The sequence below is a fragment of the Pseudomonas sp. GW821-FHT04C07 genome, assembly GCF_059420325.1.
In genome coordinates this window covers 210,879-233,780 of sequence record NZ_JBWKTM010000005.1, presented here as the reverse complement: position 1 = coordinate 233,780, position 22,902 = coordinate 210,879, and the positions used below count along the sequence as shown (strand labels likewise).

General features: G+C 58.8%; 20 protein-coding genes. 15 read left to right on the top strand and 5 right to left on the bottom strand.

What is annotated here, in order from left to right:
• Positions 1–30 precede the first annotated feature (30 nt).
• Together AC07UI_RS11840 and AC07UI_RS11835 are read right to left on the bottom strand one after the other, a co-directional pair.
• Positions 31–192: a hypothetical protein gene (locus tag AC07UI_RS11840; protein ID WP_392886021.1), complete on the bottom strand. Its 162-nt coding sequence runs from the start codon at positions 190–192 to the stop codon at positions 31–33.
• Between the two features lie 233 nt (positions 193–425).
• Positions 426–767, bottom strand: a complete 342-nt coding sequence (locus AC07UI_RS11835) for an aspartate-semialdehyde dehydrogenase (RefSeq protein WP_494992649.1) — start codon at positions 765–767, stop codon at positions 426–428.
• Between the two features lie 220 nt (positions 768–987).
• Between AC07UI_RS11835 and rapA the strand changes: the two genes are divergently transcribed.
• On the top strand, positions 988–3,834 hold the full coding sequence (gene rapA / locus AC07UI_RS11830; protein WP_494992648.1) for an RNA polymerase-associated protein RapA: 2,847 nt from the start codon (positions 988–990) through the stop codon (positions 3,832–3,834).
• 440 nt (positions 3,835–4,274) lie between these two features.
• Positions 4,275–6,563 (top strand): bifunctional diguanylate cyclase/phosphodiesterase, encoded by a 2,289-nt coding sequence (locus tag AC07UI_RS11825; RefSeq protein ID WP_494992647.1) that lies wholly within the window; start codon positions 4,275–4,277, stop codon positions 6,561–6,563.
• Here the strand turns inward: AC07UI_RS11825 and AC07UI_RS11820 are convergent.
• Complete coding sequence (locus AC07UI_RS11820) at positions 6,454–7,350, bottom strand: NAD(P)-dependent oxidoreductase (protein ID WP_494992646.1); 897 nt, start codon at positions 7,348–7,350, stop codon at positions 6,454–6,456. The two genes, AC07UI_RS11825 and AC07UI_RS11820, sit on opposite strands and share 110 nt — an antisense overlap.
• Before the next feature lie 197 nt (positions 7,351–7,547).
• Between AC07UI_RS11820 and AC07UI_RS11815 the strand changes: the two genes are divergently transcribed.
• On the top strand, positions 7,548–9,728 hold the full coding sequence (locus tag AC07UI_RS11815) for a hypothetical protein (protein ID WP_494992645.1): 2,181 nt from the start codon (positions 7,548–7,550) through the stop codon (positions 9,726–9,728).
• Between the two features lie 576 nt (positions 9,729–10,304).
• On the opposite strand, the gene AC07UI_RS11810 is transcribed toward AC07UI_RS11815, so the two are convergent.
• Complete coding sequence (locus AC07UI_RS11810) at positions 10,305–10,610, bottom strand: DUF2288 domain-containing protein (protein WP_494992644.1); 306 nt, start codon at positions 10,608–10,610, stop codon at positions 10,305–10,307.
• Positions 10,611–10,949: 339 nt separating this feature from the next.
• Between AC07UI_RS11810 and AC07UI_RS11805 the strand changes: the two genes are divergently transcribed.
• From AC07UI_RS11805 to AC07UI_RS11765, 9 genes are all read left to right on the top strand, one after another.
• Positions 10,950–12,077 (top strand): branched-chain amino acid ABC transporter substrate-binding protein, encoded by a 1,128-nt coding sequence (locus AC07UI_RS11805; RefSeq protein ID WP_494992643.1) that lies wholly within the window; start codon positions 10,950–10,952, stop codon positions 12,075–12,077.
• 227 nt (positions 12,078–12,304) lie between these two features.
• Positions 12,305–13,228, top strand: a complete 924-nt coding sequence (gene livH / locus AC07UI_RS11800) for a high-affinity branched-chain amino acid ABC transporter permease LivH (protein WP_494992642.1) — start codon at positions 12,305–12,307, stop codon at positions 13,226–13,228.
• Entirely contained in the window at positions 13,225–14,481 is a 1,257-nt protein-coding gene (locus AC07UI_RS11795; RefSeq protein WP_494992641.1) for a high-affinity branched-chain amino acid ABC transporter permease LivM, read from the top strand. The genes livH and AC07UI_RS11795 overlap by 4 nt, the downstream gene beginning before the upstream one ends.
• Complete coding sequence (livG, locus tag AC07UI_RS11790; RefSeq protein ID WP_494992640.1) at positions 14,478–15,245, top strand: high-affinity branched-chain amino acid ABC transporter ATP-binding protein LivG; 768 nt, start codon at positions 14,478–14,480, stop codon at positions 15,243–15,245. The genes AC07UI_RS11795 and livG overlap by 4 nt, the downstream gene beginning before the upstream one ends.
• A complete protein-coding gene (locus AC07UI_RS11785; protein ID WP_494992639.1) occupies positions 15,246–15,947 on the top strand; it encodes an ABC transporter ATP-binding protein in 702 nt (233 codons plus the stop codon).
• 237 nt (positions 15,948–16,184) lie between these two features.
• Complete coding sequence (locus AC07UI_RS11780) at positions 16,185–16,490, top strand: BufA1 family periplasmic bufferin-type metallophore (protein WP_494992638.1); 306 nt, start codon at positions 16,185–16,187, stop codon at positions 16,488–16,490.
• A gap of 22 nt (positions 16,491–16,512) precedes the next feature.
• On the top strand, positions 16,513–17,406 hold the full coding sequence (gene bufB, locus AC07UI_RS11775) for an MNIO family bufferin maturase (RefSeq protein WP_494992637.1): 894 nt from the start codon (positions 16,513–16,515) through the stop codon (positions 17,404–17,406).
• Positions 17,403–18,176: an HvfC/BufC N-terminal domain-containing protein gene (locus AC07UI_RS11770; RefSeq protein WP_494992636.1), complete on the top strand. Its 774-nt coding sequence runs from the start codon at positions 17,403–17,405 to the stop codon at positions 18,174–18,176. Before bufB ends, AC07UI_RS11770 begins: the two co-directional genes overlap by 4 nt.
• Entirely contained in the window at positions 18,173–18,676 is a 504-nt protein-coding gene (locus tag AC07UI_RS11765) for a DoxX family protein (protein WP_494992635.1), read from the top strand. Before AC07UI_RS11770 ends, AC07UI_RS11765 begins: the two co-directional genes overlap by 4 nt.
• On the opposite strand, the gene AC07UI_RS11760 is transcribed toward AC07UI_RS11765, so the two are convergent.
• Entirely contained in the window at positions 18,667–19,581 is a 915-nt protein-coding gene (locus AC07UI_RS11760; RefSeq protein WP_494992634.1) for a LysR family transcriptional regulator, read from the bottom strand. The two genes, AC07UI_RS11765 and AC07UI_RS11760, sit on opposite strands and share 10 nt — an antisense overlap.
• Positions 19,582–19,685: 104 nt before the next feature.
• Here AC07UI_RS11760 and AC07UI_RS11755 point away from each other — a divergent pair, with 104 nt between their 5' ends.
• The 3 genes from AC07UI_RS11755 to AC07UI_RS11745 all read left to right on the top strand — a co-directional run bounded on the left by AC07UI_RS11755 (position 19,686) and on the right by AC07UI_RS11745 (position 22,847).
• The gene (locus tag AC07UI_RS11755; protein WP_494992633.1) at positions 19,686–20,285 is read left to right on the top strand and encodes a short chain dehydrogenase; all 600 of its coding nucleotides are present in this window, start codon (positions 19,686–19,688) and stop codon (positions 20,283–20,285) included.
• Between the two features lie 163 nt (positions 20,286–20,448).
• Complete coding sequence (locus AC07UI_RS11750; protein WP_494992632.1) at positions 20,449–21,123, top strand: COG3650 family protein; 675 nt, start codon at positions 20,449–20,451, stop codon at positions 21,121–21,123.
• 110 nt (positions 21,124–21,233) lie between these two features.
• Positions 21,234–22,847, top strand: coding sequence for an NAD(P)/FAD-dependent oxidoreductase (locus tag AC07UI_RS11745; protein WP_494992631.1), 1,614 nt, complete (start codon positions 21,234–21,236; stop codon positions 22,845–22,847).
• The last annotated feature ends 55 nt before the right edge of the window (positions 22,848–22,902 follow it).

Genomic DNA, 22,902 nt, shown 5'->3' with positions numbered 1-22,902 from the left:
AATGACCTGCATCAATGGATGCTGGGTGTTTCAACGCTTCTTCGGTTTGTTTTTTGGCTTTTTCTTGGGTTTTCCCAACGGCATGGCCTGCTCGAATGCCTGGCGCACTTCGTTCAGACGCTTTTCATTGAGGTCATGCACGCGTTTGGCACGTTCGGAGTTCAGGTCTATCAGCTTGTCGTCTTGGCTCATGGCGTTGATTGCATCGTCTGGCTGTCGGTCGAATTCAGGCGCAGCAGTGACGCAGTAACCGCACTGCACGCCGGGGTCTGCCAATAATGCGGTGTGATGCGGGCGCTGACCAGTCGAGAGATTGACATGAGCTCAATAATAGATGTGTCGACAAGATGTTTCCGACCCGCGCCTGCGATATCAGGCAGGCGAGCGGGATGACCAATGGCAGATTGCTCTGCAAGCGCAACAGGTCAAACCTCGACATCCACCCACAAACCCTGACGCGGTTGTTCGTCCATCAACGGCACTACAGGGACGGTGTTGTCCGCATTCAGTTCATTGCCAGGCACCGCCAAGTGCTCGTCAGAATCTTCTTCGGCTTCACGGCGGCGCTTGTTTCGCTCTTGCTGGCGCCGCTGTTCTTCGCGCAACAACATAGCTGAATGCTCGGCATCGCGCTTTGGCAGGTCGATGGTGCTTTCACTGGAGCTCGGTTCCACCGGCACGACAGGCGCAATATCCGGTCTGGGCCGGACAGGATCCTGTTGAGAGGTGATCGGCACGGAACTCAAGGGGAGCATCGGTGGCAGCATAATTAGTAGTCTCCTGTCAGCAGGCTGTCGGCCGCCGGGGTAACGACTTGAGCCATCGGTCGCAAACTTGTGACCCGGTCGTCGCCACTCATGCCCTGCATCTCGGCGAATGCCTTAATGCGCTACCTTCCACGCTTATTAGTTTTTATGAGAGTCCTTTGGCTCTGAAGGCGTCGATCCGTTAAGATAGTCGGCTTTTTCAAGGCGGGAGTCAGGCAGCATGGCGCAGCAGTATCAACCGGGGCAACGCTGGATTAGTGACAGCGAAGCCGAGCTAGGTTTAGGCACCGTTCTGGCACAGGACGGTCGCTTGCTGACCGTGCTCTATCCGGCCACTGGCGACACTCGTCAGTATGCGCTTCGGAATGCGCCCCTCACTCGCGTGAGGTTCTCGCCGGGTGACATGATCACTCACTTCGAAGGCTGGAAAATGACCGTGCGCGAAGTCGACGACCTCGACGGCCTGCTGGTCTACCACGGGCTCAACGCGCAGAACGAAGTGGTTACCCTGCCGGAAACCCAACTGTCGAACTTCATCCAGTTCCGCCTGGCCAGCGACCGGCTGTTCGCCGGGCAAATCGACCCGCTGGCGTGGTTCTCCCTGCGTTACCACACCCTCGAACACACCAGCCGCCAGCTGCAATCGTCGCTCTGGGGCTTGGGTGGCGTGCGTGCGCAACCGATCGCGCACCAGCTGCATATCGCCCGTGAAGTCGCTGACCGTATCGCGCCGCGGGTTCTGCTGGCCGACGAAGTAGGCCTGGGCAAGACCATCGAAGCCGGTCTGGTGATCCATCGTCAACTGCTCTCGGGCCGCGCCAATCGCGTGCTGATCCTGGTTCCGGAAAACCTTCAGCACCAGTGGCTGGTGGAAATGCGACGCCGCTTCAACCTGCAGGTTGCGCTGTTCGATGCTGAACGCTTTATCGAAAGCGATGCTGCCAACCCGTTCGAAGACACTCAACTGGCGCTGGTGGCGCTGGAGTGGCTGGTTGAAGACGAGAAGGCTCAGGACGCGCTGTTCGCTGCCGGCTGGGACCTGATGGTAGTCGACGAAGCCCACCATCTGGTCTGGCACGAAGACCAGGTCAGCCCGGAGTACGCACTGGTCGAGCAACTGGCTGAAGTCATTCCCGGCATTTTGCTGCTCACCGCAACCCCGGAGCAGCTGGGTCAGGACAGCCACTTTGCTCGTCTGCGCCTGCTCGATCCGAACCGCTTCCATGACCTGAACGCGTTCCGCGCCGAAAGCGATAACTATCGCCCGGTGGCCGAAGCCGTTCAGGAGCTGCTGGATCATGGCCGTTTGTCCCCGGCAGCGCACAAAACCATTCAAGGATTCCTCGGCGACGAAGGTGAAGCCCTGCTCGCCGCCGTCAACGATGGAGACGCTGAAGCCAGCGCCCGTCTGGTCCGTGAGCTGCTGGACCGCCACGGCACCGGCCGCGTACTGTTTCGCAATACCCGCGCCGCCGTACAGGGCTTCCCGGAGCGCAAGCTGCATCCATACCCGCTACCGTGCCCGGACGAATACCTCGAGCTGCCGCTGGGCGAACACGCCGAGCTGTACCCGGAAGTCAGCTTCCAGGCCCAGCCGGACGCCAACGAAGAAGAGCGCTGGTGGCGCTTCGACCCGCGGGTCGAATGGCTGATCGACACGTTGAAGATGCTCAAGCGCACCAAAGTACTGGTGATTTGCGCCCATGCTGAAACCGCAATGGACCTGGAAGACGCCCTGCGCGTGCGCTCCGGCATTCCGGCCACGGTCTTCCACGAAGGCATGAATATCCTGGAGCGTGACCGCGCTGCGGCCTACTTCGCCGATGAAGAGTTCGGCGCTCAGGTACTGATCTGTTCGGAAATAGGCAGTGAAGGCCGCAACTTCCAGTTCTCCCATCATTTGGTTCTGTTCGATCTGCCGTCGCACCCGGACCTGCTGGAACAGCGGATCGGCCGTCTTGACCGGATCGGCCAGAAACACGTCATCGAGCTGCACGTGCCATACCTGGAAACCAGCCCGCAAGAGCGCTTGTTCCAGTGGTACCACGAAGCGCTGAATGCCTTCCTCAATACCTGCCCGACCGGCAACGCCCTGCAGCATCAGTTCGGCCCGCGCCTGCTGCCGCTGCTCGAAAGCGCCGATGACGGCGAATGGCAAGCCCTGATCGACGAAGCGCGCGCAGCTCGTGAGCATCTGGAAAGCGAGCTGCACACCGGTCGCGACCGTTTGCTGGAGCTCAACTCCGGTGGCGCCGGCGAAGGTGATGCGCTGGTCGAGGCGATCTTCGAACAGGACGATCAGTTCGCCCTGCCGATCTACATGGAAACCCTGTTCGACGCCTTTGGCATCGACAGCGAAGACCATTCGGAAAACGCCCTGATCCTCAAACCAAGCGAAAAAATGCTCGACGCCAGCTTCCCGCTGGGCGACGACGAAGGCGTGACCATCACCTACGACCGCAACCAGGCGCTGTCTCGCGAAGACATGCAGTTCATTACCTGGGAACACCCGATGGTGCAAGGCGGCATGGACCTGGTGCTGTCCGGTTCGATGGGCAACACCGCTGTCGCTCTGATCAAGAACAAGGCGCTCAAACCAGGCACCGTGTTGCTGGAACTGCTCTACGTCAGCGAAGTGGTTGCTCCACGCTCGCTGCAACTGGGTCGTTACCTGCCGCCGGCCGCCCTGCGCTGCCTGCTCGATACCAATGGCAATGACTTGTCGACCCGGGTTTCCTTCGAGACCTTGAACGACCAGTTGGAAAGCGTGCCACGAGCCAGCGCCAACAAGTTTGTCCAGGCCCAGCGCGATCAGCTGACGCCAAGGATCAACGCTGGCGAAGAGAAGATCACGCCTCGCCACGCCGAACGGGTTGCTGAAGCGCAACGTCGTCTGGCTGCCGATACCGACGAAGAACTGGCGCGTCTGACCGCGTTGCAAGCGGTCAACCCGACTGTGCGCGACAGCGAACTGGTCGCCCTGCGCCGGCAACGCGAGCAAGGCCTGGCCATGCTCGACAAAGCGGCATTGCGTCTGGAAGCGATTCGGGTGCTGGTGGCGGGCTGATTAGCCCTCTTCTCCCCCGAAAAAACAGGCTCGCGTAATGCGGGCCTTTTTATTACCAGTAAAAACCGTCCGTAGATCGTTCCCACGCTCTGCGTGGGAATGCATCTCGTGACGCTCTGCGTCACCCCCAAAGCGGACGCAGAGCGTCCATGGCGGCATTCCCACGCAGGAGCGTGGGAACGATCTAAGACACCAGCCAAAGAAAGGTCGGGATCGCCAGCACCCGGCGAATCGGCCGATCAACCCGCACTTGGGAAACCGGAACGGCTTCTGCCGCGCAGGCCTCGCACCGGCTTATTCCGAAACGCTCTTGAGCCCATTACAAAATCATTGACATTAATGTGCCACTATCGCTTGCGGTCTGTGCACGCCCTCTATACTCCAGGCATTCGCCAGTGGCTATGGCACTCACGCGGGATGACACAGTGACGGGGCATGCTATGGATTGGCTTGGTTTGCATTTTATTGCCGAGCTTCCAGAGAGTGGACAGGTAGTACTTAATTGCACTCATAACCCCTTTCTGGTGCTGTTCGCGTACCTGGTCGCATGTGCGGCCAGCTTCGCCGTTGTGGACGTGGCCGAACGGGTTGGCCACGTGGAAAAACCCGCCTCCCAACGACTCTGGCGCGGGGTCGGAACATGCTGTCTGGCCGGTGGTATCTGGGCCACACACTTCATCAGCATGCTGGCGTTCCAGGCACCGATTGAAATCCATTACGATCTGCCGATTACCCTTTTTTCGCTACTGATCGCCTTGATTGCATCGTTGCTGGCGATGAATACCCTCAGTCACGCGCACCTGCGTATCAGACAGTACGTGCAAGCGTCGGTGTGGATGGGCCTGGGGATCAGCACCATGCACTACACAGGCATGGCAGCGATGAACTCGAATGCGACTGCCTACTACCAACCCACGCTGTTTGGCTTATCCATCGTGATCGCCATTGGCGCCAGCCTCGCAGCCTTGTTGCTCTCGCGTTATCTGCGCAATGGCAGCGGCATGCTCCACCAATTGCTCAAATGCACCGCCAGCCTGCTCCTGGGAGCCGGAATCGTCTGCATGCACTACACAGGCATGTGGTCACTGTCCCTCGTGCTGCCCGTCGGGGCTCTCCAGCAACTCTCCATCGACAACAACCACATGCAGCTGGGCCTGACTGTTGCCGTCATCACCCTGCTGATCACCGGCAGCAGTATCAGCGCCGCACTGGCCGACAAAAAACTGCAAAACAAGGAGCACGACCTTTGCCGGGTCAACGCGCTGCTCAGCCAACTGGATCAGGCTCGCATGTCGTTGCAGCAAGTGGCCCATTACGACCCCTTGACCAACCTGATCAATCGCCGCGGTTTCAACCAGATCTTCGCCGAGAAAATCATCGAGAAAAGCACCGGCGGCGGCATGCTGGCGGTGATCTTTCTGGATATCGATCACTTCAAGCGCATCAACGACAGCCTCGGTCATGACGCCGGCGACGAGTTGCTGAAAGTCATCGCCAGCCACATCAAAAACGCGACCCGCAGCCATGACGATGTGGTTGCACGCTTTGGCGGTGACGAATTCTGCATCCTGATCAGCCTTCACAATCGCGATGAAGCACGGCACATGGCACAACGCATCATGCAAAAAATGAAGGAGCCCATCGAGTTGGCCGGGCGGCGCATGGTCATGACCACCAGCATCGGTATCAGCCTGTTTCCCGACGATGGAAAGACCTGCGAGGAGCTACTGAAAAATGCTGACCTGGCGCTGTACCAATCCAAAGGCAACGGCCGCAATGGCTTGCACTTCTTCAGTTCCAACCTGAAAACCAAGGCCACCCTCGAACTGCAACTCGAAGAAGAGCTGCGCAACGCACTGCGCGATGACTCCGGACTGACGCTTTACTACCAACCGATACTTGACCTCAAAAGCGGTCAGGTCACCAAGCTTGAGGCGCTGGTTCGCTGGCAACATCCGGTGTACGGCTTGTTGGCGCCCGATCGGTTCATTGGCATTGCCCAAGCCAACGGACTGATCGCTGAGCTGGACAATTGGGTCCTGCGCAAAGCCTGCAAGGACTTGAGTACGCTTTCCAGGCATGGCTGTGAAGAGCTGAAAATCGCCGTGAACTGCTCGGCCCTGAACCTGGCCCGCGAAGAACTCGTCGATGAAATCGAAAGTGCGTTACGAGCCGCCGGCGTTGCCCCGCAACGGCTGGAACTGGAGGTCACCGAAAACGCCCTGATGGGCAGTATCGCCAACACGCAGGTGCTGCTGCGCCAGATTCGCGCCCTCGGCGTCTCGCTGTCGATCGACGATTTCGGCACGGGTTATTCGTCCCTGGCCTATCTCAAGCGCTTACCGCTGAACACCTTGAAAATCGACCGTTCCTTCATCCAGGACATCCCTGAGTCGACCCAGGACATGGAGATCGTCCAGGCCATTATCGTCATGGCCCATACCCTGCATTTGCAGGTGGTCACCGAAGGTGTCGAAACCGAGCAGCAATACGAATTCCTCAACCATTACGGTTGCGATTTCGTTCAAGGCTACCTAGTGAGCCGCCCAGTTGCGCTGGATGAGTTGGGCCCGGTGCTAAACGAAATCAACCAGCGTAAACACCACTGTCCGGCCACCCTCAATCTTCTGAACGTTGCTCGCGGTACAGATGGACTAACGTCGCGGGATCTTTTTCCAGATAGCCTTGGCCACCATGCAGGCGCATCAGCTGTGCAGCCAGTCCGCTGATGGGCGTTGCCGAACCCTGCTCGCGGGAAAATTTCACTGCCGTGTCCAGGTCCTTGAGTAATGTGCGCACGTGCCATTTCACCGGTTCGAAACGGCTTTCAGCCATTTGCGGGGCAAGGATCTGCAGCGGTCTGGAATCGGCAAAACCACCGGCCAACGCCTCGGCGATCAACCTTGCATCGACACCCGAGCGCTCCGCCAGGGCCACTACCTCAGCGATCACCAGCGCATTGCACGCGACAATCATCTGATTGCAAGCCTTGGTCACCTGACCCGCGCCAACAGCGCCCATGTGAGTGACCCGCTGCCCCAGGCTCGAGAGGATTGGCCGCACGCGCTCAAGATCCGCCGCATCGCCACCGACCATGATCGCCAGGCTGCCTGACTCGGCCCCCGAGGTACCGCCCGAGACCGGCGCATCCAGCCAGCTCATGCCCGTCGCGCTCAGCAACTGTGCGGCCATTTCCCGGGTGGCGGTCGGCTCCAGACTGGAGAAGTCCATCAGCAATTTCCCGGCCATTGCCCCCTGTGCCACGCCAGCCGTGCCGAACACCACCTCTCGCACCACGGCCGTATCGGCCAGGCACAGCATCACCACATCGGCCTGCTGGCACAGTTCAGCAGGTGTGGAGACTTGCTGCGCTCCGGCCTCGACCAGAGGCGCGCATTTTTGCGGATTGCGGTTCCACACTGTCAGCGGATAGCCCGCTGCCAACAATCGTCGGCACATCGGCAAGCCCATCAAACCGATGCCGGCAAACGCCAGGGAAGGTAACTCAGCACTCATAAATTACTCCTGCCCAATTAAAGAACGCCGAATATTGGCCGATTCAACATGATTCAGGAAAGGATTCCCCCTGGCGTACCTAAGGTTGAACCCTATCGCTCGGGTCAAAGTCGCACTGTAAAGTCGCAAGATCCCATTCCGTGATGGCTCGATGACATCTCGTCACCGAGCCGACCAGTCCAAGTACGTGGCGCACAATGACTTCTAAAAACAACCCTGCCAACGATATATCCGAATTGACGCTCATATCCCCGGATAAACCCTCAGGGTCGAAACCATTGACCAGCCCGCGTCCCCTCGCGAGCCAACAGTACCTGTACTACACCGAGACCAATACCGATCGCATCCTCGACAACCTCGATGGCCTGCGCGACATGGTGTTCCCGCGTGCACCGCACCTTGAAGACGACAACGAACTGCGCCGCGAACAGGAATTTCCTTCGGTCTGCCTGATCGGCCTGGGCCGCTGCGGATCGAACATTGCGCTGGACGTAGCGGAGCTGGTGTACAACGCCCGCAAGTTCTACCTGAACGAATTCAACAACGAAGACAAGCCTTACGCCGACAAGGGCTACAGCCCTGCGCAGTGGATCCGTAACAACCTGCGCCTGGGCCCGAACAAAGCCACCAAACCGGTGTTTCTGGTCGAGCCATTGGTCATGCTGGGCGACCTGGACAAAGACATTGCCGGTCGCATCCGTTTTTCCCGTAAAGGCGAAAAAAGCGGATTCCTGCGCGACTACAGCAAAATGAAAATCATGGACCTTTCGGAAGTCCACGCAGGCGGTGCCGGTAACGCACCGATCCTCGGTCAGTACCTGGCGAAGATCATCCTCAACAAGGACACCCAGCGCTTTTCAAGCCCCGACTGGAAAATGATCCACTCCTACCTGATCGACTCTTGCGGGATCAAGGCCAACCAGTCGCGCCTGTACTTCTCGATCTTCAGCGCAGGCGGCGGTACGGGCTCGGGCATGGCCTCCGAGTTCGGCCTGGCCCAGCAATACTCGTACATGAACAAGACGTTCGACACCAAACCGGTGGACGAACATGACAGCAAGAGCGGCCACTCCTTCGTATTCGAGCCGATCTTCACCAGCGGCATTTGCGTACTGCCGAACATTTCCGATCACCGTAGTGAAATGTCCGAAGCGCTGCACATCAACGCCGGTCGTTTGCTTTGCAAATACCTGTCGGAGGAATGGGACTTCTCCTACAACTTCGACAATGAAGACAGCAGTGAAGCCAGTGTCATGGGCCGGATCCGTCCGTGGAACGCAATGATGCTGATCTCCAACGACATCATGCGTTACGCCGAGGAAAGCGATGACGGCAACATCCAGAACATTGATGTCAATGCCATGGAAAAGCACGCCAACCAGTACATCTCTCAGCAGATTTTCAACATTCTCACCGCCCAGGCCGTGACCACCGACTACGACCAGAACTACTTCCGTCGGGCCGGTATCGACATTGGCGAAACCATTCGCCTGGACGCCAACGATCTGTTCATGAGTCTGGCCGGCCCGGTGGCCATTGCCTACGCGGAATCCGTGGTACCGGAATCCCCGGCGCCGTCGAGCGACAAATTCAAAGTCTTCGAGAAAGAGCCGCAACGTCTGAACATCGACGACCTGTTCTTCCGCTCCATCGACTTGCCGCACTTCAACAAGGTTACCCAGGCCATCGAAGGCATCAGCCTGCTGCCGATCGAATCCAAGCGCTATCGCGCGTCGCTGGAGCAGTACAAGAATTCGGGTTACGACGCTGCGGCGCTGCACGATCTGCACTTCTTCAAGAACTGCTCCTCGGTGGTATCGATCGTATCCTTGCCCAAGGATTACAAGCTGTCGTACATGGATCTGAACCGGTTGAAGACCCACCTCAACAGCCTGTTCCCCAACACCACGCTCAAGCGTTATGCCCTGGTGATCGGTGCCTCGGCCAACTTGTCGCTGACCACGTTGATCGCCAAGAGCCCGTGCCTCTCCGACGACTTCCTGACCTTGATCGTGGCCTTCATCAAGCGGTGCTTTGCGCGTAATCCGTACCGTTTCGATGACACGCTGGACAACTCGATCCTCGACTTCATCATCAATGAAGCGTTCGACGAAGACCTCATCGACGATCTGCTCAACGAATTCGAAAACCCGGCAAAAATCCTCGATACCAACTGGTACGCGATCAAGCCGATGTATGAGAAAAAGTACCGCGAGCTGATCAACGACAAGGACAAGTTCGTCTCGATCAATGACATCCGCCTGTCTCGCGATTGCGTGAAAAAGGCCATCAAGTACCTGCGCGAGATCTATCGCCATCGCATCGGCAAGACCAAGGTTATTTCTCTGAATAACCATACGGGCAAGACAGCTAACTGAAATCGCGCGGTTGATCGTTCCCGCGCTCCCGCGTGGGAATGCATACCGTGACGCTCTGCGTCACCGCTGAGACGGACGCGGAGCGTCCAATGAGGCGTTCCCGCGCAGAGCGTGGGAACGATCTCTACAGGCACACTCACTCGCACTTTGGCCAAACCAGTCAACCAGATTGAGGGCTTTGACCATTGCCCCATTCGCCGCCCAGCGCCAGTATTTGCCGGCTTTTTCTACAGTCCTCCCCAATAAAAACAAAGACAAAAGACTGAGGGATTCTGGCGATGCTCGGCTATACGACTGCACTTTTATACATTGATCGGCAAACGGTCGATTCGCCCCCCATGGGCAATCCGACGACGCTCAATGTCTGCGACCGGCATGCTTTGCCAGTTGCTCACAACCTGAAACAATTAAGCGACACTGGCTTTGTTCCGCCAACTGTTCCGCCCCTCAGTATTTTTATCGCCAGCCTCGATCAGATGGGGCGTTTCTCTACGGCACCGTGCCATCACTCAGATCGCGGTTACTCACCTACACACTTTTACGCTCAGAATGACAGCACCAATCTGGTGCGATCATTCAGGGCCGTGCCCTTTCCTGGATCAAAATCCAGGGCGAAACGACCACTGCCCACAACTGTGGATCGCGCTCCAGAAGATCCTGGGCCCGCGACGCAGAGACCTTCGCAAGCACATCACTGGTCAACCAGGCAGCCACTTTCTCGGCCTGATTCTCGGCCACCGCCTCTGCAACTGCGATCAAATCCAGAGAGGTATCGACCCACAATAGGGCACCCTTGGCAAAGAACGGCTCAAGCTCCTTCCAGGTAATCGATGCGGTTTCTCCAAGCAGTTTGGCATAGAGGGTGCTAGGTTCTTGAGTCATGGGTCTCACCAGGAAAAAAATCGGCGCAATGATAACGCCGGTGACCAGGCAGAAAAACCCAGTTGCAAATGAGTGACTGATCGAAAAGTTCAGGAATGCCAAGGATTGCCGCTCAATTCAGGCAAAATCCCCGCCGCAATTCTGTCTTTTTCTGTCAATTAAGCGACACACCCGGGTTTTGCCCCCAGCAGCCAGCTTTCCAAGCGAATGACCGGCGCTCTACACTGTACCGGTACAGTTGCCGGGGGCATTTCCGGAGAGATACTCAAACTATCTAATCCGGTTCTGCAGCTTTGGCCGCCAGGACTATAAAAACTACAACAGCAAGAGTGGAGCACTATGAATAAGGCTACTAAGCAGATTTCCAGACTGTTTGCCGCTATGGTTCTGGCCGGGGTTGCCAGCCATTCGTTCGCAGCTGACACCATCAAGATCGGCATCGCCGGCCCTAAAACCGGCCCGGTCACTCAATACGGCGACATGCAGTTCATCGGTGCCAAAATGGCCATCGAGCAGATCAACGCCAAGGGCGGTGTCGACGGCAAGATGCTCGAAGCCAAGGAATACGACGACGCGTGCGACCCTAAACAAGCCGTGGCCGTCGCCAACAAAGTGGTCAACGATGGTGTGAAATTCGTTGTCGGCCACCTGTGCTCCAGCTCCACTCAACCGGCTTCGGACATCTACGAAGACGAAGGCGTGATCATGATCACCCCGGCCGCCACCAACCCGGACATCACCACCCGTGGTTATAAACTGGTGTTCCGCACCATCGGTCTGGACAGTGCCCAGGGCCCTGCCGCCGGCAACTACATCGCCGACCACATCAAGCCGAAAATCGTTGCCGTGCTGCACGACAAACAGCAGTACGGTGAAGGCATCGCCACCGCCGTGAAGAAAACCCTCGAAGGCAAAGGCGTCAAGGTTGCCGTGTTCGAAGGCCTCAACGCCGGTGACAAGGACTTCTCCTCGATCATCCAGAAGCTCAAGCAAGCCAACGTCGACTTCGTCTACTACGGCGGCTACCACCCGGAACTGGGCCTGATCCTGCGTCAGTCCAAGGAAAAAGGCCTGAACGCCAAGTTCATGGGGCCGGAAGGCGTCGGCAACGACTCCATCTCGCAGATCGCCCAGGACGCTTCCGAAGGCCTGCTGGTGACCTTGCCGAAGTCTTTCGACCAGGACCCGGCCAACAAGGCGCTGGTTGACGCGTTCGCCGCCAAGAAGCAGGACCCGACCGGTCCGTTCGTGTTCCCGGCCTACTCGGCAGTTGAAGTGATCGCTGAAGGCATCAAGACAGCGAAGAGCGAAGACACTGCCAAAGTGGCCGCCGCTATCCGCGCCGGCACCTTCAAGACTCCGACCGGCGACCTGTCGTTCGACGACAAGGGCGACCTGAAGAACTTCAAGTTCGTGGTCTACCAGTGGCACTTCGGCAAACCTAAAACTGAAGTTTCGCCTCAGTAACCTGGCTCCCTGAGTAATAGAGCCCACTGCGCAAGCAGTGGGCTTTGTTTTACGAGGTTAATGGGTCAGGGTCCCGCGATCCGGGAGCTGACTTACCTGAAAATCTTAAAACCGTCACCAGCGGTTCGCTGGCAAACGTTCGTGCGAAGGTGGCCACAGACCACACAGCCCGGGCCGGAACATGACTCCACCAGTGAAATGCGTATCAGGTTTTTAGGAGCGTTGTAATGCCTGAGATCTATCACTTCTTCCAACAGCTGGTTAATGGTCTGACCATTGGCAGCACCTATGCCTTGATAGCCATTGGCTACACAATGGTTTACGGCATTATTGGAATGATTAACTTCGCCCATGGCGAGGTCTACATGATTGGTTCCTACGTGGCCTTCATCGTCCTTGCCGGACTGGCCATGCTGGGTATCCATTCTCTGCCGCTGTTGATGACCGCCGCCTTCCTGGCGACCATCGTTGTAACCAGTGCCTACGGCTACAGCATCGAACGGATCGCCTACCGCCCTCTACGGGGCAGTAACCGGTTGATCCCGCTGATCTCGGCCATCGGCATGTCGATCTTCCTGCAAAACTCCGTACTGCTCTCGCAGGACTCCAAGGACAAATCGATCCCCAACCTGATTCCAGGCAGCTTCAGCTTCGGTCCGGGCGGTGCACAGGAAGTGCTGATCTCCTACATGCAGATCCTGGTGTTCATCGTGACCCTGGTGGTGATGCTCTGCCTCACCGCGTTCATCTCGCGTTCACGTCTGGGTCGGGCCTGCCGGGCCTGTGCCGAAGACATCAAGATGGCCAACCTGCTGGGCATCAATACCAACAACATCATCGCCCTGACCTTCGTCATCGGTGCGGCCCTGGCCGCCGTGGCGGCTGTACTGCTGAGCATGCAGTATGGCGTGATCAACCCGAACTCCGGATTCCTGGTGGGCCTCAAGGCCTTTACCGCGGCGGTTCTGGGCGGCATCGGCAGCATTCCGGGCGCCATGCTCGGTGGTCTGGTGCTGGGGGTAGCCGAAGCATTCGGCGCCGATGTGTTCGGTGACCAGTACAAGGACGTGGTGGCTTTCGGCCTCCTGGTTCTGGTGTTGTTATTCCGGCCAACCGGCCTGCTGGGCCGTCCGGAGGTTGAGAAAGTATGATCAGGAATCTTAAACAGGCGCTGTTCAGCGCCCTGCTGGTCTGGGCCGTGGCCTATCCGGTACTCGGTCTGAAACTGTCCATCGCCGGCATCAACCTCGAAGTGCAGGGTGCCACTACCTCCACGCTGATCATCATCGCCGCCTGCTCGGTGCTGATGTTCCTGCGCGTGCTGTTCGACCGCCAATACACGGCCGCCATGCGGTCCGTGCCCAAAGGTAAGTTGATCCCGGCCAGCGCGAGCCACTTCCTGACCCTGCCCAGCACCCAGCGCTGGTTCATCATGGCGTTGATTGCCGTTGCACTGGTGTGGCCGTTCTTCGGCTCGCGCGGAGCGGTGGATATCGCCACGCTGATCCTGATCTATGTGCTGCTCGGCCTGGGCCTGAACATCGTGGTCGGTCTGGCGGGGCTGCTCGATCTGGGCTACGTCGGTTTCTACGCCGTGGGCGCCTACAGCTATGCGCTGCTGTCGCACTACTACGGTCTGAATTTCTGGATCTGCCTGCCCATCGCCGGACTGATGTCTGCGACCTTCGGCTTCTTGCTGGGCTTTCCGGTGCTGCGTCTGCGCGGTGACTATCTGGCGATCGTGACCTTGGGCTTTGGCGAGATCATCCGTCTGTTCCTGCGTAACCTGACAGGCCTCACTGGCGGACCGAACGGCATCAGCAACATTCCCAAACCGACGCTGTTCGGCCTGAGCTTCGAAAGAACGGCCGCTGAAGGCATGCAGACCTTCCACGAGTTCTTCGGCCTGACTTACAACCCGGTCAGCAAGGTGGTTTTCCTCTACCTGGTTGCGTTGTTGCTGGCGCTGTTCGCGCTGTTCGTGATCAACCGCCTGCTGCGCATGCCGATCGGCCGTGCCTGGGAAGCGCTGCGTGAAGACGAAATCGCCTGCCGTGCCCTGGGCCTGAACCCGACCGTGATCAAGCTGTCGGCCTTCACCCTCGGTGCCTGCTTCGCCGGTTTTGCTGGCAGCTTCTTCGCCGCACGTCAGGGTCTGGTCACGCCGGAGTCATTCACCTTCATCGAATCGGCCACCATCCTCGCCATCGTGGTATTGGGCGGCATGGGCTCGCAATTGGGCGTGGTCCTCGCGGCTGTCGTGATGATCCTGTTGCCCGAGCTGATGCGTGACTTCAGCGAATACCGCATGTTGATGTTCGGCGCCTTGATGGTGCTGATGATGATCTGGCGTCCACAAGGCCTGCTGCCCATGCAACGTCCTCACATGGAGCTGCGTAAATGAGCAGAGAGATTCTGAAAGTAGATGGCCTGAGCATGCGCTTTGGCGGATTGTTGGCGGTCAATGGCGTAGCCCTGAGCGTGAAAGAGAAGCAGGTGGTGTCGATGATCGGCCCCAACGGCGCCGGCAAGACCACCGTGTTCAACTGCCTGACCGGTTTCTACCAGCCAACCGCCGGCACCATCCGGCTCAACGGTGAAGCGATCGAAGGCCTGCCCGGCCACAAGATCGCCGGTAAAGGCGTGGTGCGGACCTTCCAGAACGTGCGGTTGTTCAAGGAAATGACCGCCGTGGAAAACCTGCTGATTGCTCAGCACCGGCACCTGAATACCAACTTCCTGGCGGGTCTGTTCAAGACGCCAGCGTTTCGCCGCAGCGAACGCGAGGCCATGGAATACGCCGAGTTCTGGCTCGACAAGGTCAACCTCAAGGAGTTCGCCAACCGGCCGGCCGGCACCCTGGCGTATGGTCAGCAGCGCCGTCTGGAAATCGCCCGCTGCATGATGACCCGTCCAAGCATCCTCATGCTCGACGAACCGGCCGCCGGCCTCAACCCGCGGGAAACCGACGACCTCAAGGCGCTGATCGGCACCCTGCGTGAAGAACATGACGTGACCGTGCTGCTGATCGAACACGACATGAAACTGGTCATGAGCATCTCCGACCACATTTTCGTGATCAACCAGGGCACGCCTCTGGCCAACGGTACACCGGACCAGATCCGGGACAACCCTGAAGTGATCAAAGCCTACCTGGGGGAAGCGTAAATGCTGCAGTTCGATAACGTTTCCACCTTCTATGGCAAGATCCAGGCCCTGCACAACGTCAACGTCGAAGTCCGCCAGGGCGAGATTGTGACCTTGATCGGTGCCAACGGCGCCGGCAAATCCACCCTGCTGATGACCCTGTGCGGTTCGCCGCAAGCCCATAGCGGCAGCATTCGCTACATGGGCGAAGAACTGGTCGGCCAGGACTCCTCACATATCATGCGTAAAAGCATCGCAGTGGTCCCGGAAGGTCGCCGGGTGTTTGCCCGTCTGACGGTGGAAGAAAACCTCTCCATGGGCGGTTTTTTCACCGACAAGGGCGATTACCAGGAGCAGATGGACAAGGTCCTGGGTCTGTTCCCGCGACTCAAGGAACGCTTCATGCAGCGCGGTGGCACCATGTCCGGTGGCGAACAGCAGATGCTCGCCATTGGCCGTGCACTGATGAGCAAGCCCAAGCTGCTGCTGCTCGATGAGCCGTCGCTGGGTCTGGCGCCAATCATCATCCAGCAGATCTTCGACATCATCGAACAGCTGCGCCGCGATGGCGTGACGGTGTTCCTGGTGGAACAGAACGCCAACCAGGCGTTGAAGATCGCCGACCGCGCCTACGTACTGGAAAACGGCCGGGTGGTGATGCAAGGTACTGGTGAAGCCTTGCTGACTGATCCAAAAGTGCGCGAAGCCTATCTGGGCGGCTAAGCATTGCTGCAATCATAAAAAACGGCCTATGTGGGAGCGAGCTTGCTCGCGATGGCGGACTGTCAGGCAACGTCAATGTTGACTGTCAGGCCCTCATCGCGATCAAGCTCGCTCCCACATTTTTTTGTGTGAACCAATTATTTTTTGCCACGCTGTAACGAACCCGGATGACCTGGCTCTACTAGGGTAAGTAAGCGCAAACGCTTCCTTGACCAAGCCCATTACTGGAGAAACATCATGACTGCTACCACTCGCACCCTGTCCGCCGCCGCCCTTGCTCTGGCCCTCGGTTCAGCATTGAGCATTGCCGCCATGCCAATCACTGCACACGCGGCCGATGAAATGGAAAAATGCTTTGGCGTCGCCATGAAAGGTAAAAACGATTGCGCCGCAGGCGCTGGCACCACCTGTGCCGGCACCTCGAAAGTCGACTACGAGAGCAACCACTTCAAGCTGGTACCTAAAGGCACTTGCGAGAAGACTGCCACCCCGACCTCACCGACCGGCTTCGGTCAACTGGCCGCCTACAAAGCCAAGTCGTAACCCCGCCTCTGCCTGAGTGTTGATGATGACCACTTCATTGCTGCACAGCGTACATCCTCACACTCAGGCATTGGCGTCCGAACTCCCGCCCCGCGCGGGGCTGGGGCTCAAGACCGGGCACTTCGGTGAAGTACTCGGTATTCGCCCGGACATCGGTTTCTTCGAAGTCCACGCTGAAAACTACATGGTCGCCGGCGGCCCGTTTCATCACTACCTGGGATTGATCCGCGAGCAGTACCCGCTGTCGCTGCATGGCGTCGGCCTGTCGATTGGCGCTGAAGGTTCATTGAACACCGAGCACCTCGACCGCCTCGCCAAACTGATCGAGCGCTATCAACCCCAGTCCTTTTCCGAACACCTGGCCTGGTCGAGCCACGGCCCGGTGTTTCTCAATGACCTGCTGCCGCTGGCCTATGACGAACCGACTCTGAATCGTGTCTGCGAGCATATCGACCAGGTCCAGCACCACCTGAAACGCCCCATGCTGCTGGAAAATCCGGCGACGTATCTGCAATTCCAGCGCTCCAGCATGGAAGAAACACGTTTCATCGCTGAAGTCATCCGCCGCACCGGCTGCGGCTTGCTGCTGGATGTGAACAACGTCTACGTCTCCTGCATCAATCACCAACGCGATCCGTTGGCCTACATCGACGCACTGCCACTGCACGCAGTGGGCGAGATTCATCTGGCCGGGTTTGCCGAAGACACCGACAGCCTCGGCGACCGCCTGCTGATCGACGATCACGGCGCCCCTATCGATAACGCTGTGTGGACGTTGTACGCGCACGCTCTGGAGCGCATTGGCCCGGTTGCCACGCTGATTGAGCGCGACAATCAGGTACCTGCGTTTTCCGCGCTGTACACCGAGGCCCGTCAGGCCGATGAGCTGCTGGGTTACTCCGAGGTTCGCCGATGAGCACTCAAGCCGATTTCGCCGCCGCCCTGCTTGATCCTCAACGCCCCTGCCCTGACGGGTTGCTCAGCGCCAACGGCGCTGACCCGGATAGCCGCTTCGCGGTGTACCGCAACAACGTGCAGAGCTCGCTGATCAACGCCTTGGCCGACAGCTATCCGGTGGTCTTGCAACTGGTCGGGGATGAGTTCTTTCGGGCGATGGCCCAGCACTATGTGCAGACATTTGCACCGACCAGTCCGTTGATCAACGACTACGGCAGCGACTTTGCCGACTTCATCGAACACTTTGCCCCAGCCGCTTCGATGCCTTATCTGGCGGATGTCGCACGCCTGGAGCGCTTGCGGGTGATGGCCTATCACGCGGCGGATGCCGATACCGTCGAGCCTGCACAGGTTGCAGCAGCCATGGGCGCCCCCGAAAGCCTCGCAGCGCTACGCATTCATTTGCATCCCTCAATCTTCACGCTGAACTCGGCGTACGCCGTGGTTGCGTTGTGGGCGGCCCATCAGGCTGACGCACCGCCCCAGAACCTTGAGCCGTATCACGCGCAAAGTGCCCTGGTGCTGCGTAACGGCCTGCAAGTCGAGGTTTTTGCCATCGATGTCGGCACAGCGACCTTCATCCACCGTCTGCAAAGCAACTGTCCTTTGGGGCAGGCTGTGGCCGATGCCTTCGATGTTGGATCGGCGTTCGACCTGAGCCAGTGCCTGGCACTGCTGATCCGCCACAACGCCATCACCCACTTGGAAGACGACAAGGTATCGCCATGAACACCCACGCTGAACGCCCGAATGCCATCGCCCGCCTGATTGAACGGCTCATCGAACTGCTCGGCATGATCCCCCACAGCCTGGTCGCCTTCGTTGCGCGTTTTTCTATCGCGGCGGTGTTCTGGAAGTCCGGCCAGACCAAGGTCGAGGGTTTTGCCGTGGACCTGATTTCCGGCACCTTTGAGCTGGGCACACCGCGCCTGGCAGACTCGACGATTCCGTTGTTCCAAAGCGAATACCACGTTCCGCTGCTGTCACCGGAACTGGCGGCGCACATGGCGGCCTTCGCCGAACACTTCTTCCCGATCCTGATCCTCGTCGGCTTCGCCACACGCTTCTCGGCCCTGGCGCTGCTGGGCATGACCCTGACCATCCAAACCTTTGTCTACCCGGACGCCTACCCGACTCACGGCACCTGGGCAGCGATTCTGCTGTACCTGATGGCCGGAGGTCCGGGCGTGCTGTCGATCGATCAGCTGATCGCCAAACGTTATCGTTGAAGCCGGTCCAGCGCTTCGCCACTGCGCTTGAACCAACCTATCAGGTAGTCGGCCAACACCTGCGTGCGCTTGGGCAGGCCGCCCTGATACGGGTGCACCAGATACATCGGCATGCTGCGGGTCTGATAGTCGCGCAACAGCCAGCGCAAACGGCCATCGGCCAGCTCCGTCTGCAGCAAGTAAGAAGGCAGGCGCGCGATCCCCGCATGGGCCAGCGCGGCCTTCTTCAACAGGTTGTAGTGGTTGCTGGCGAACGGCCCCGAGACGCGCACCCGCAACAGTTCATGTTGCTGGTGATAGAGCCACTCTTCCCGGCCGCTGTAATGACTGTTGAGCAGGCAGCGATGATCGGCCAGCTGCGAGGGTGTCTGCGGCTCGCCGAACTGTTCAAGATAAGCCGGGCTGGCGCAGGTCATCTCGTGCCAGGCCAGCAGCGGCTTGGCCACCAGCCGCTGGTCATTGGCCACGTCTGAACGAATCGCCAGATCGAAGCCATCCCGCGACAGATCGTGATAGCTGTTGTTCAGATCAAGTTCGATCTGTACCTCAGGATATTCCCGGGAAAACTCCAGCAGCAGCCCATCGAAAAAAGTCTCCCCCAACGACACCGGCACCGTCATTCGCACGGGCCCCGCCATATCGTCCTTCAAACGTGCCAGGGCCTGACGCGCGCGCTCTACCTGAATCACCAGTGCCTGAGCTTGCGGCAACAGCGCCGCACCCGCCGCTGTCAGGCTCAAGCGCCGTGTTGTTCGCTGCAGCAGCACCACGCTGAAACGTGCCTCCAACAGGCTGATGCGCTTGGACAGCTGCCCTTTGCTACACCCCAATTGCTGCGCTGCCAGAGTGAAACTACCGGCCTCGATCAACACCGCAAACGCCGCCAGATCATCCATTTCGCTCATGGATTGTTTCCATTTGAAAACCAAAGGTTGCCCATTAGCGCGCTTATCAATAAAAAAAACCACACTAAACTGAAACTTCGTCCAACCCTTTGAGGAACAGCACGATGAAAATTCTACTGATTGGCGCCAGCGGTACCGTGGGCTCAGCCATTGATCGCGAACTGGCACCGCGCCACGAAGTCATCCGCATCGGCCGCAAGAGCGGCGATTTCCAGGTCGACATCAGTGACAGCGCATCAATCCACAAACTGTTCGAAAAGACCGGTAACTTCGATGCGCTGATCTGTGCCGCCGGTAGCGTCAACTTCGTGCCGCTGGCCAACATGACCGAAAAAGACTTCGCCCTTGGCCTGCAAGACAAACTGATGGGCCAGGTCAACCTGCTGCTGATCGGCCGAGACTTCGCCAATGACGGTGCCTCATTCACCTTCACCACCGGCATCCTCAGCCACGATCCGATTCGTACCGGCAGCTCGGCAGCCATGGTCAACGGTGCCCTCGACAGTTTCGTGCGCTCAGCGGCTATCGAATTGCCGCGTGGCCTGCGCATCAACTCGGTCAGCCCGAACGTACTGGTCGAAGCCATGGGCAGCTACGCGCCGTACTTCCGCGGATTCAAACCGGTTCCAGCCGCCGATGTGGCACTGGCCTACGCCAAAAGTGTCGAAGGCTTGCAGACCGGGCAGACCTACCACGTGGGGTAATGGTCCCCCAAACAATCGTCCGAACGCGGCCCGAACCTTCGGCCGCGTCTACAAAAGCAGGTACACCCGCGGATTCGCGGGTGTATCGGACTTCATGCCAAGCCAGGCTTGTGATGTGCGCTATGCCTGAGTAACGTGGCGGCACTTGTCAGGAGACCACTCGATGCGTGTTGCCCGTTCCATAGTGATGCTTGCCCTGTTGCCTCTGTTCGCCGGTTGCCAGCTGCTCCAGAGCCAACCTGAGAAACCGTCCACGGCGGGCCTGACCCGCATGCAGGGTGAACTCAGTATGGCCAACGGCAAACTGATGTTTCAGCCGTGCCAGGAAAACAAACTGTATGTCGTCAATGACACCGGCAGCACCAGCGTTCTGCAAGAAGCCGCTACGCTGGCGGGCACGCAGCACAAGATTTTCGCTGATGTGCGTGGCCGGGTTGCCGCTGACAAATCATCGGATGCTGGCGCCCGGCTCGACGTGCAGCAGCTATACCGCGTCGAACGCTCGGGCGCGGCCTGCGAAGACCCCAACTTCCAGCGGCTGATCCTGCGCGCCAGCGGCAACACGCCCGACTGGAACGTCAAGGTCAATACCAAGGGCATGGTGATCGAGCGCGCCGGCCAGCCAGCGCTGGCGTTGCCATTTCTGGAAGAACAACTCGGTGATGGGCGTTTCAACCTCAGTAGCGAAGCCAATGACCAACACGTTGAACTCTGGATCTCGCCACAGCGCTGCGTCGACAGCACCCACGGCAGCGTTCAATTCATGAGCGCCGAGCTGCGGGTCAATGGCCAGGTAGAACGTGGCTGCGCGTATTTTGGTGGATCGCGTAACGACTGATTCGACGAGCTGCTGTTTTAGCCTCACTGGAACGCCCCTTTGAGGCTTATAATCGCCGGTTTGTGAAACGCCTTTGGCGCATTTGTGCGCCCCGCGAACCGGATCCCGTCATGTTACGAATCACCGAACTCAAGCTGCCCATCGACCATCCCGAAGAAGACCTGCGGCCTGCCATCGTGCAGCGCCTGGGCATCGCCAGTGATGACCTGCTCGACTTCACCTTGTTCAAGCGCAGCTACGACGCGCGCAAGAAGTCTTCCGAACTCTGCTTCATCTACACCATCGACCTGCGCGTGCATGATGAGGCGAAGCTGCTGCACAAGTTCGCCGATGACCGTAACGTCAACCCGGCACCGGATGTCAGCTACAAAGCCGTCGGCCAGGCCCCTCAGGACCTGAGCGAGCGGCCGATTGTGGTTGGCTTCGGGCCGTGCGGAATTTTCGCCGGGCTGCTGCTGGCGCAGATGGGCTTCAAGCCAATCATTCTTGAACGTGGCACTGAAGTTCGTCAGCGCACCAAGGATACCTGGGGTCTGTGGCGCAAAAACGTACTCAACCCCGAGTCCAACGTGCAATTCGGTGAGGGTGGCGCGGGAACCTTCTCCGACGGCAAGCTTTACAGCCAGATCAAGGATCCGAAACACCACGGCCGCAAGGTTCTGCACGAGTTCGTCAAGGCCGGTGCGCCGGAAGAAATCCTCTACGTCAGCAAACCGCATATCGGTACCTTCCGTCTGACCGGCGTAGTCGAAAACATGCGTCATCAAATCGAAGCCATGGGCGGCGAAATACGTTTTCAGCAACGGGTTACCGATGTGCTGATCGAGGACGGCCAGCTCACTGGCGTGGAGCTGGCCAGTGGTGAACAGATCCACTCCAGCCATGTAATCCTGGCCCTTGGCCATAGCGCCCGGGACACCTTCCGCATGCTTCACGGCCGCGGTGTGTACATGGAAGCCAAGCCGTTCTCGGTGGGTTTCCGTATTGAACACCCGCAATCGCTGATCGACAGTGCACGCCTTGGCAAGTATGCCGGTCACCCAAAACTCGGCGCCGCCGACTACAAGCTGGTGCACCACGCCAGCAATGGTCGCTCGGTCTACAGCTTCTGCATGTGCCCAGGCGGCACGGTGGTGGCTGCAACGTCCGAGCCGAATCGGGTCGTCACGAACGGCATGAGCCAGTACTCGCGCAACGAGCGCAACGCCAACTCCGGGATAGTGGTCGGTATCACCCCTGAAGTGGATTACCCAGGCGGCCCGCTGGCCGGTATCGAGTTGCAGGAGCGTCTTGAGTCCCACGCCTTCACCCTCGGCGGCAGCAACTACGAAGCCCCGGCGCAACTGGTCGGCGACTTCATCGCAGGCAAGCCGTCCACGGCTCTGGGCAGCGTCGAGCCGTCCTATAAGCCAGGTGTGGCATTGGGTGATCTGGCGCTGGCATTACCGGACTTCGCCATCGAAGCCATTCGCGAAGCCTTGCCGGCGTTCGAGAAACAGATCAAGGGTTACTCCCTGCATGACGCCGTGCTGACCGGGATCGAGACCCGCACCTCGTCGCCGCTGCGTATCACTCGTAACGAGTCGATGCAGAGTTTGAACGTCAAAGGCCTGTTCCCGGCCGGCGAAGGTGCAGGCTATGCCGGCGGGATTCTGTCGGCGGGTGTCGACGGGATTCGGATCGCCGAAGCGGTGGCGCGCAATATCCTCGGGATCGAGGCTTAACCCTCGTAGAACGGATCGTTCCCACGCTCCCGCGTGGGAATGCATCCGGTGACGC

Bases quoted from the DNA above. Each gene is read 5' to 3' on its own strand.
- livG (WP_494992640.1), top strand. From the start codon at position 14,478: ATGAGCAGAGAGATTCTGAAAGTAGATGGCCTGAGCATGCGCTTTGGC.
- AC07UI_RS11785 (WP_494992639.1), top strand. From the start codon at position 15,246: ATGCTGCAGTTCGATAACGTTTCCACCTTCTATGGCAAGATCCAGGCC.
- AC07UI_RS11825 (WP_494992647.1), top strand. From the start codon at position 4,275: ATGGATTGGCTTGGTTTGCATTTTATTGCCGAGCTTCCAGAGAGTGGA.
- AC07UI_RS11750 (WP_494992632.1), top strand. From the start codon at position 20,449: ATGCGTGTTGCCCGTTCCATAGTGATGCTTGCCCTGTTGCCTCTGTTC.
- AC07UI_RS11840 (WP_392886021.1), bottom strand. From the start codon at position 192: ATGAGCCAAGACGACAAGCTGATAGACCTGAACTCCGAACGTGCCAAA.
- AC07UI_RS11765 (WP_494992635.1), top strand. From the start codon at position 18,173: ATGAACACCCACGCTGAACGCCCGAATGCCATCGCCCGCCTGATTGAA.
- AC07UI_RS11745 (WP_494992631.1), top strand. From the start codon at position 21,234: ATGTTACGAATCACCGAACTCAAGCTGCCCATCGACCATCCCGAAGAA.
- rapA (WP_494992648.1), top strand. From the start codon at position 988: ATGGCGCAGCAGTATCAACCGGGGCAACGCTGGATTAGTGACAGCGAA.
- bufB (WP_494992637.1), top strand. From the start codon at position 16,513: ATGATGACCACTTCATTGCTGCACAGCGTACATCCTCACACTCAGGCA.
- AC07UI_RS11780 (WP_494992638.1), top strand. From the start codon at position 16,185: ATGACTGCTACCACTCGCACCCTGTCCGCCGCCGCCCTTGCTCTGGCC.
- AC07UI_RS11795 (WP_494992641.1), top strand. From the start codon at position 13,225: ATGATCAGGAATCTTAAACAGGCGCTGTTCAGCGCCCTGCTGGTCTGG.
- AC07UI_RS11770 (WP_494992636.1), top strand. From the start codon at position 17,403: ATGAGCACTCAAGCCGATTTCGCCGCCGCCCTGCTTGATCCTCAACGC.
- AC07UI_RS11755 (WP_494992633.1), top strand. From the start codon at position 19,686: ATGAAAATTCTACTGATTGGCGCCAGCGGTACCGTGGGCTCAGCCATT.
- AC07UI_RS11805 (WP_494992643.1), top strand. From the start codon at position 10,950: ATGAATAAGGCTACTAAGCAGATTTCCAGACTGTTTGCCGCTATGGTT.
- livH (WP_494992642.1), top strand. From the start codon at position 12,305: ATGCCTGAGATCTATCACTTCTTCCAACAGCTGGTTAATGGTCTGACC.
- AC07UI_RS11835 (WP_494992649.1), bottom strand. From the start codon at position 767: ATGCTGCCACCGATGCTCCCCTTGAGTTCCGTGCCGATCACCTCTCAA.
- AC07UI_RS11820 (WP_494992646.1), bottom strand. From the start codon at position 7,350: ATGAGTGCTGAGTTACCTTCCCTGGCGTTTGCCGGCATCGGTTTGATG.
- AC07UI_RS11760 (WP_494992634.1), bottom strand. From the start codon at position 19,581: ATGAGCGAAATGGATGATCTGGCGGCGTTTGCGGTGTTGATCGAGGCC.
- AC07UI_RS11815 (WP_494992645.1), top strand. From the start codon at position 7,548: ATGACTTCTAAAAACAACCCTGCCAACGATATATCCGAATTGACGCTC.
- AC07UI_RS11810 (WP_494992644.1), bottom strand. From the start codon at position 10,610: ATGACTCAAGAACCTAGCACCCTCTATGCCAAACTGCTTGGAGAAACC.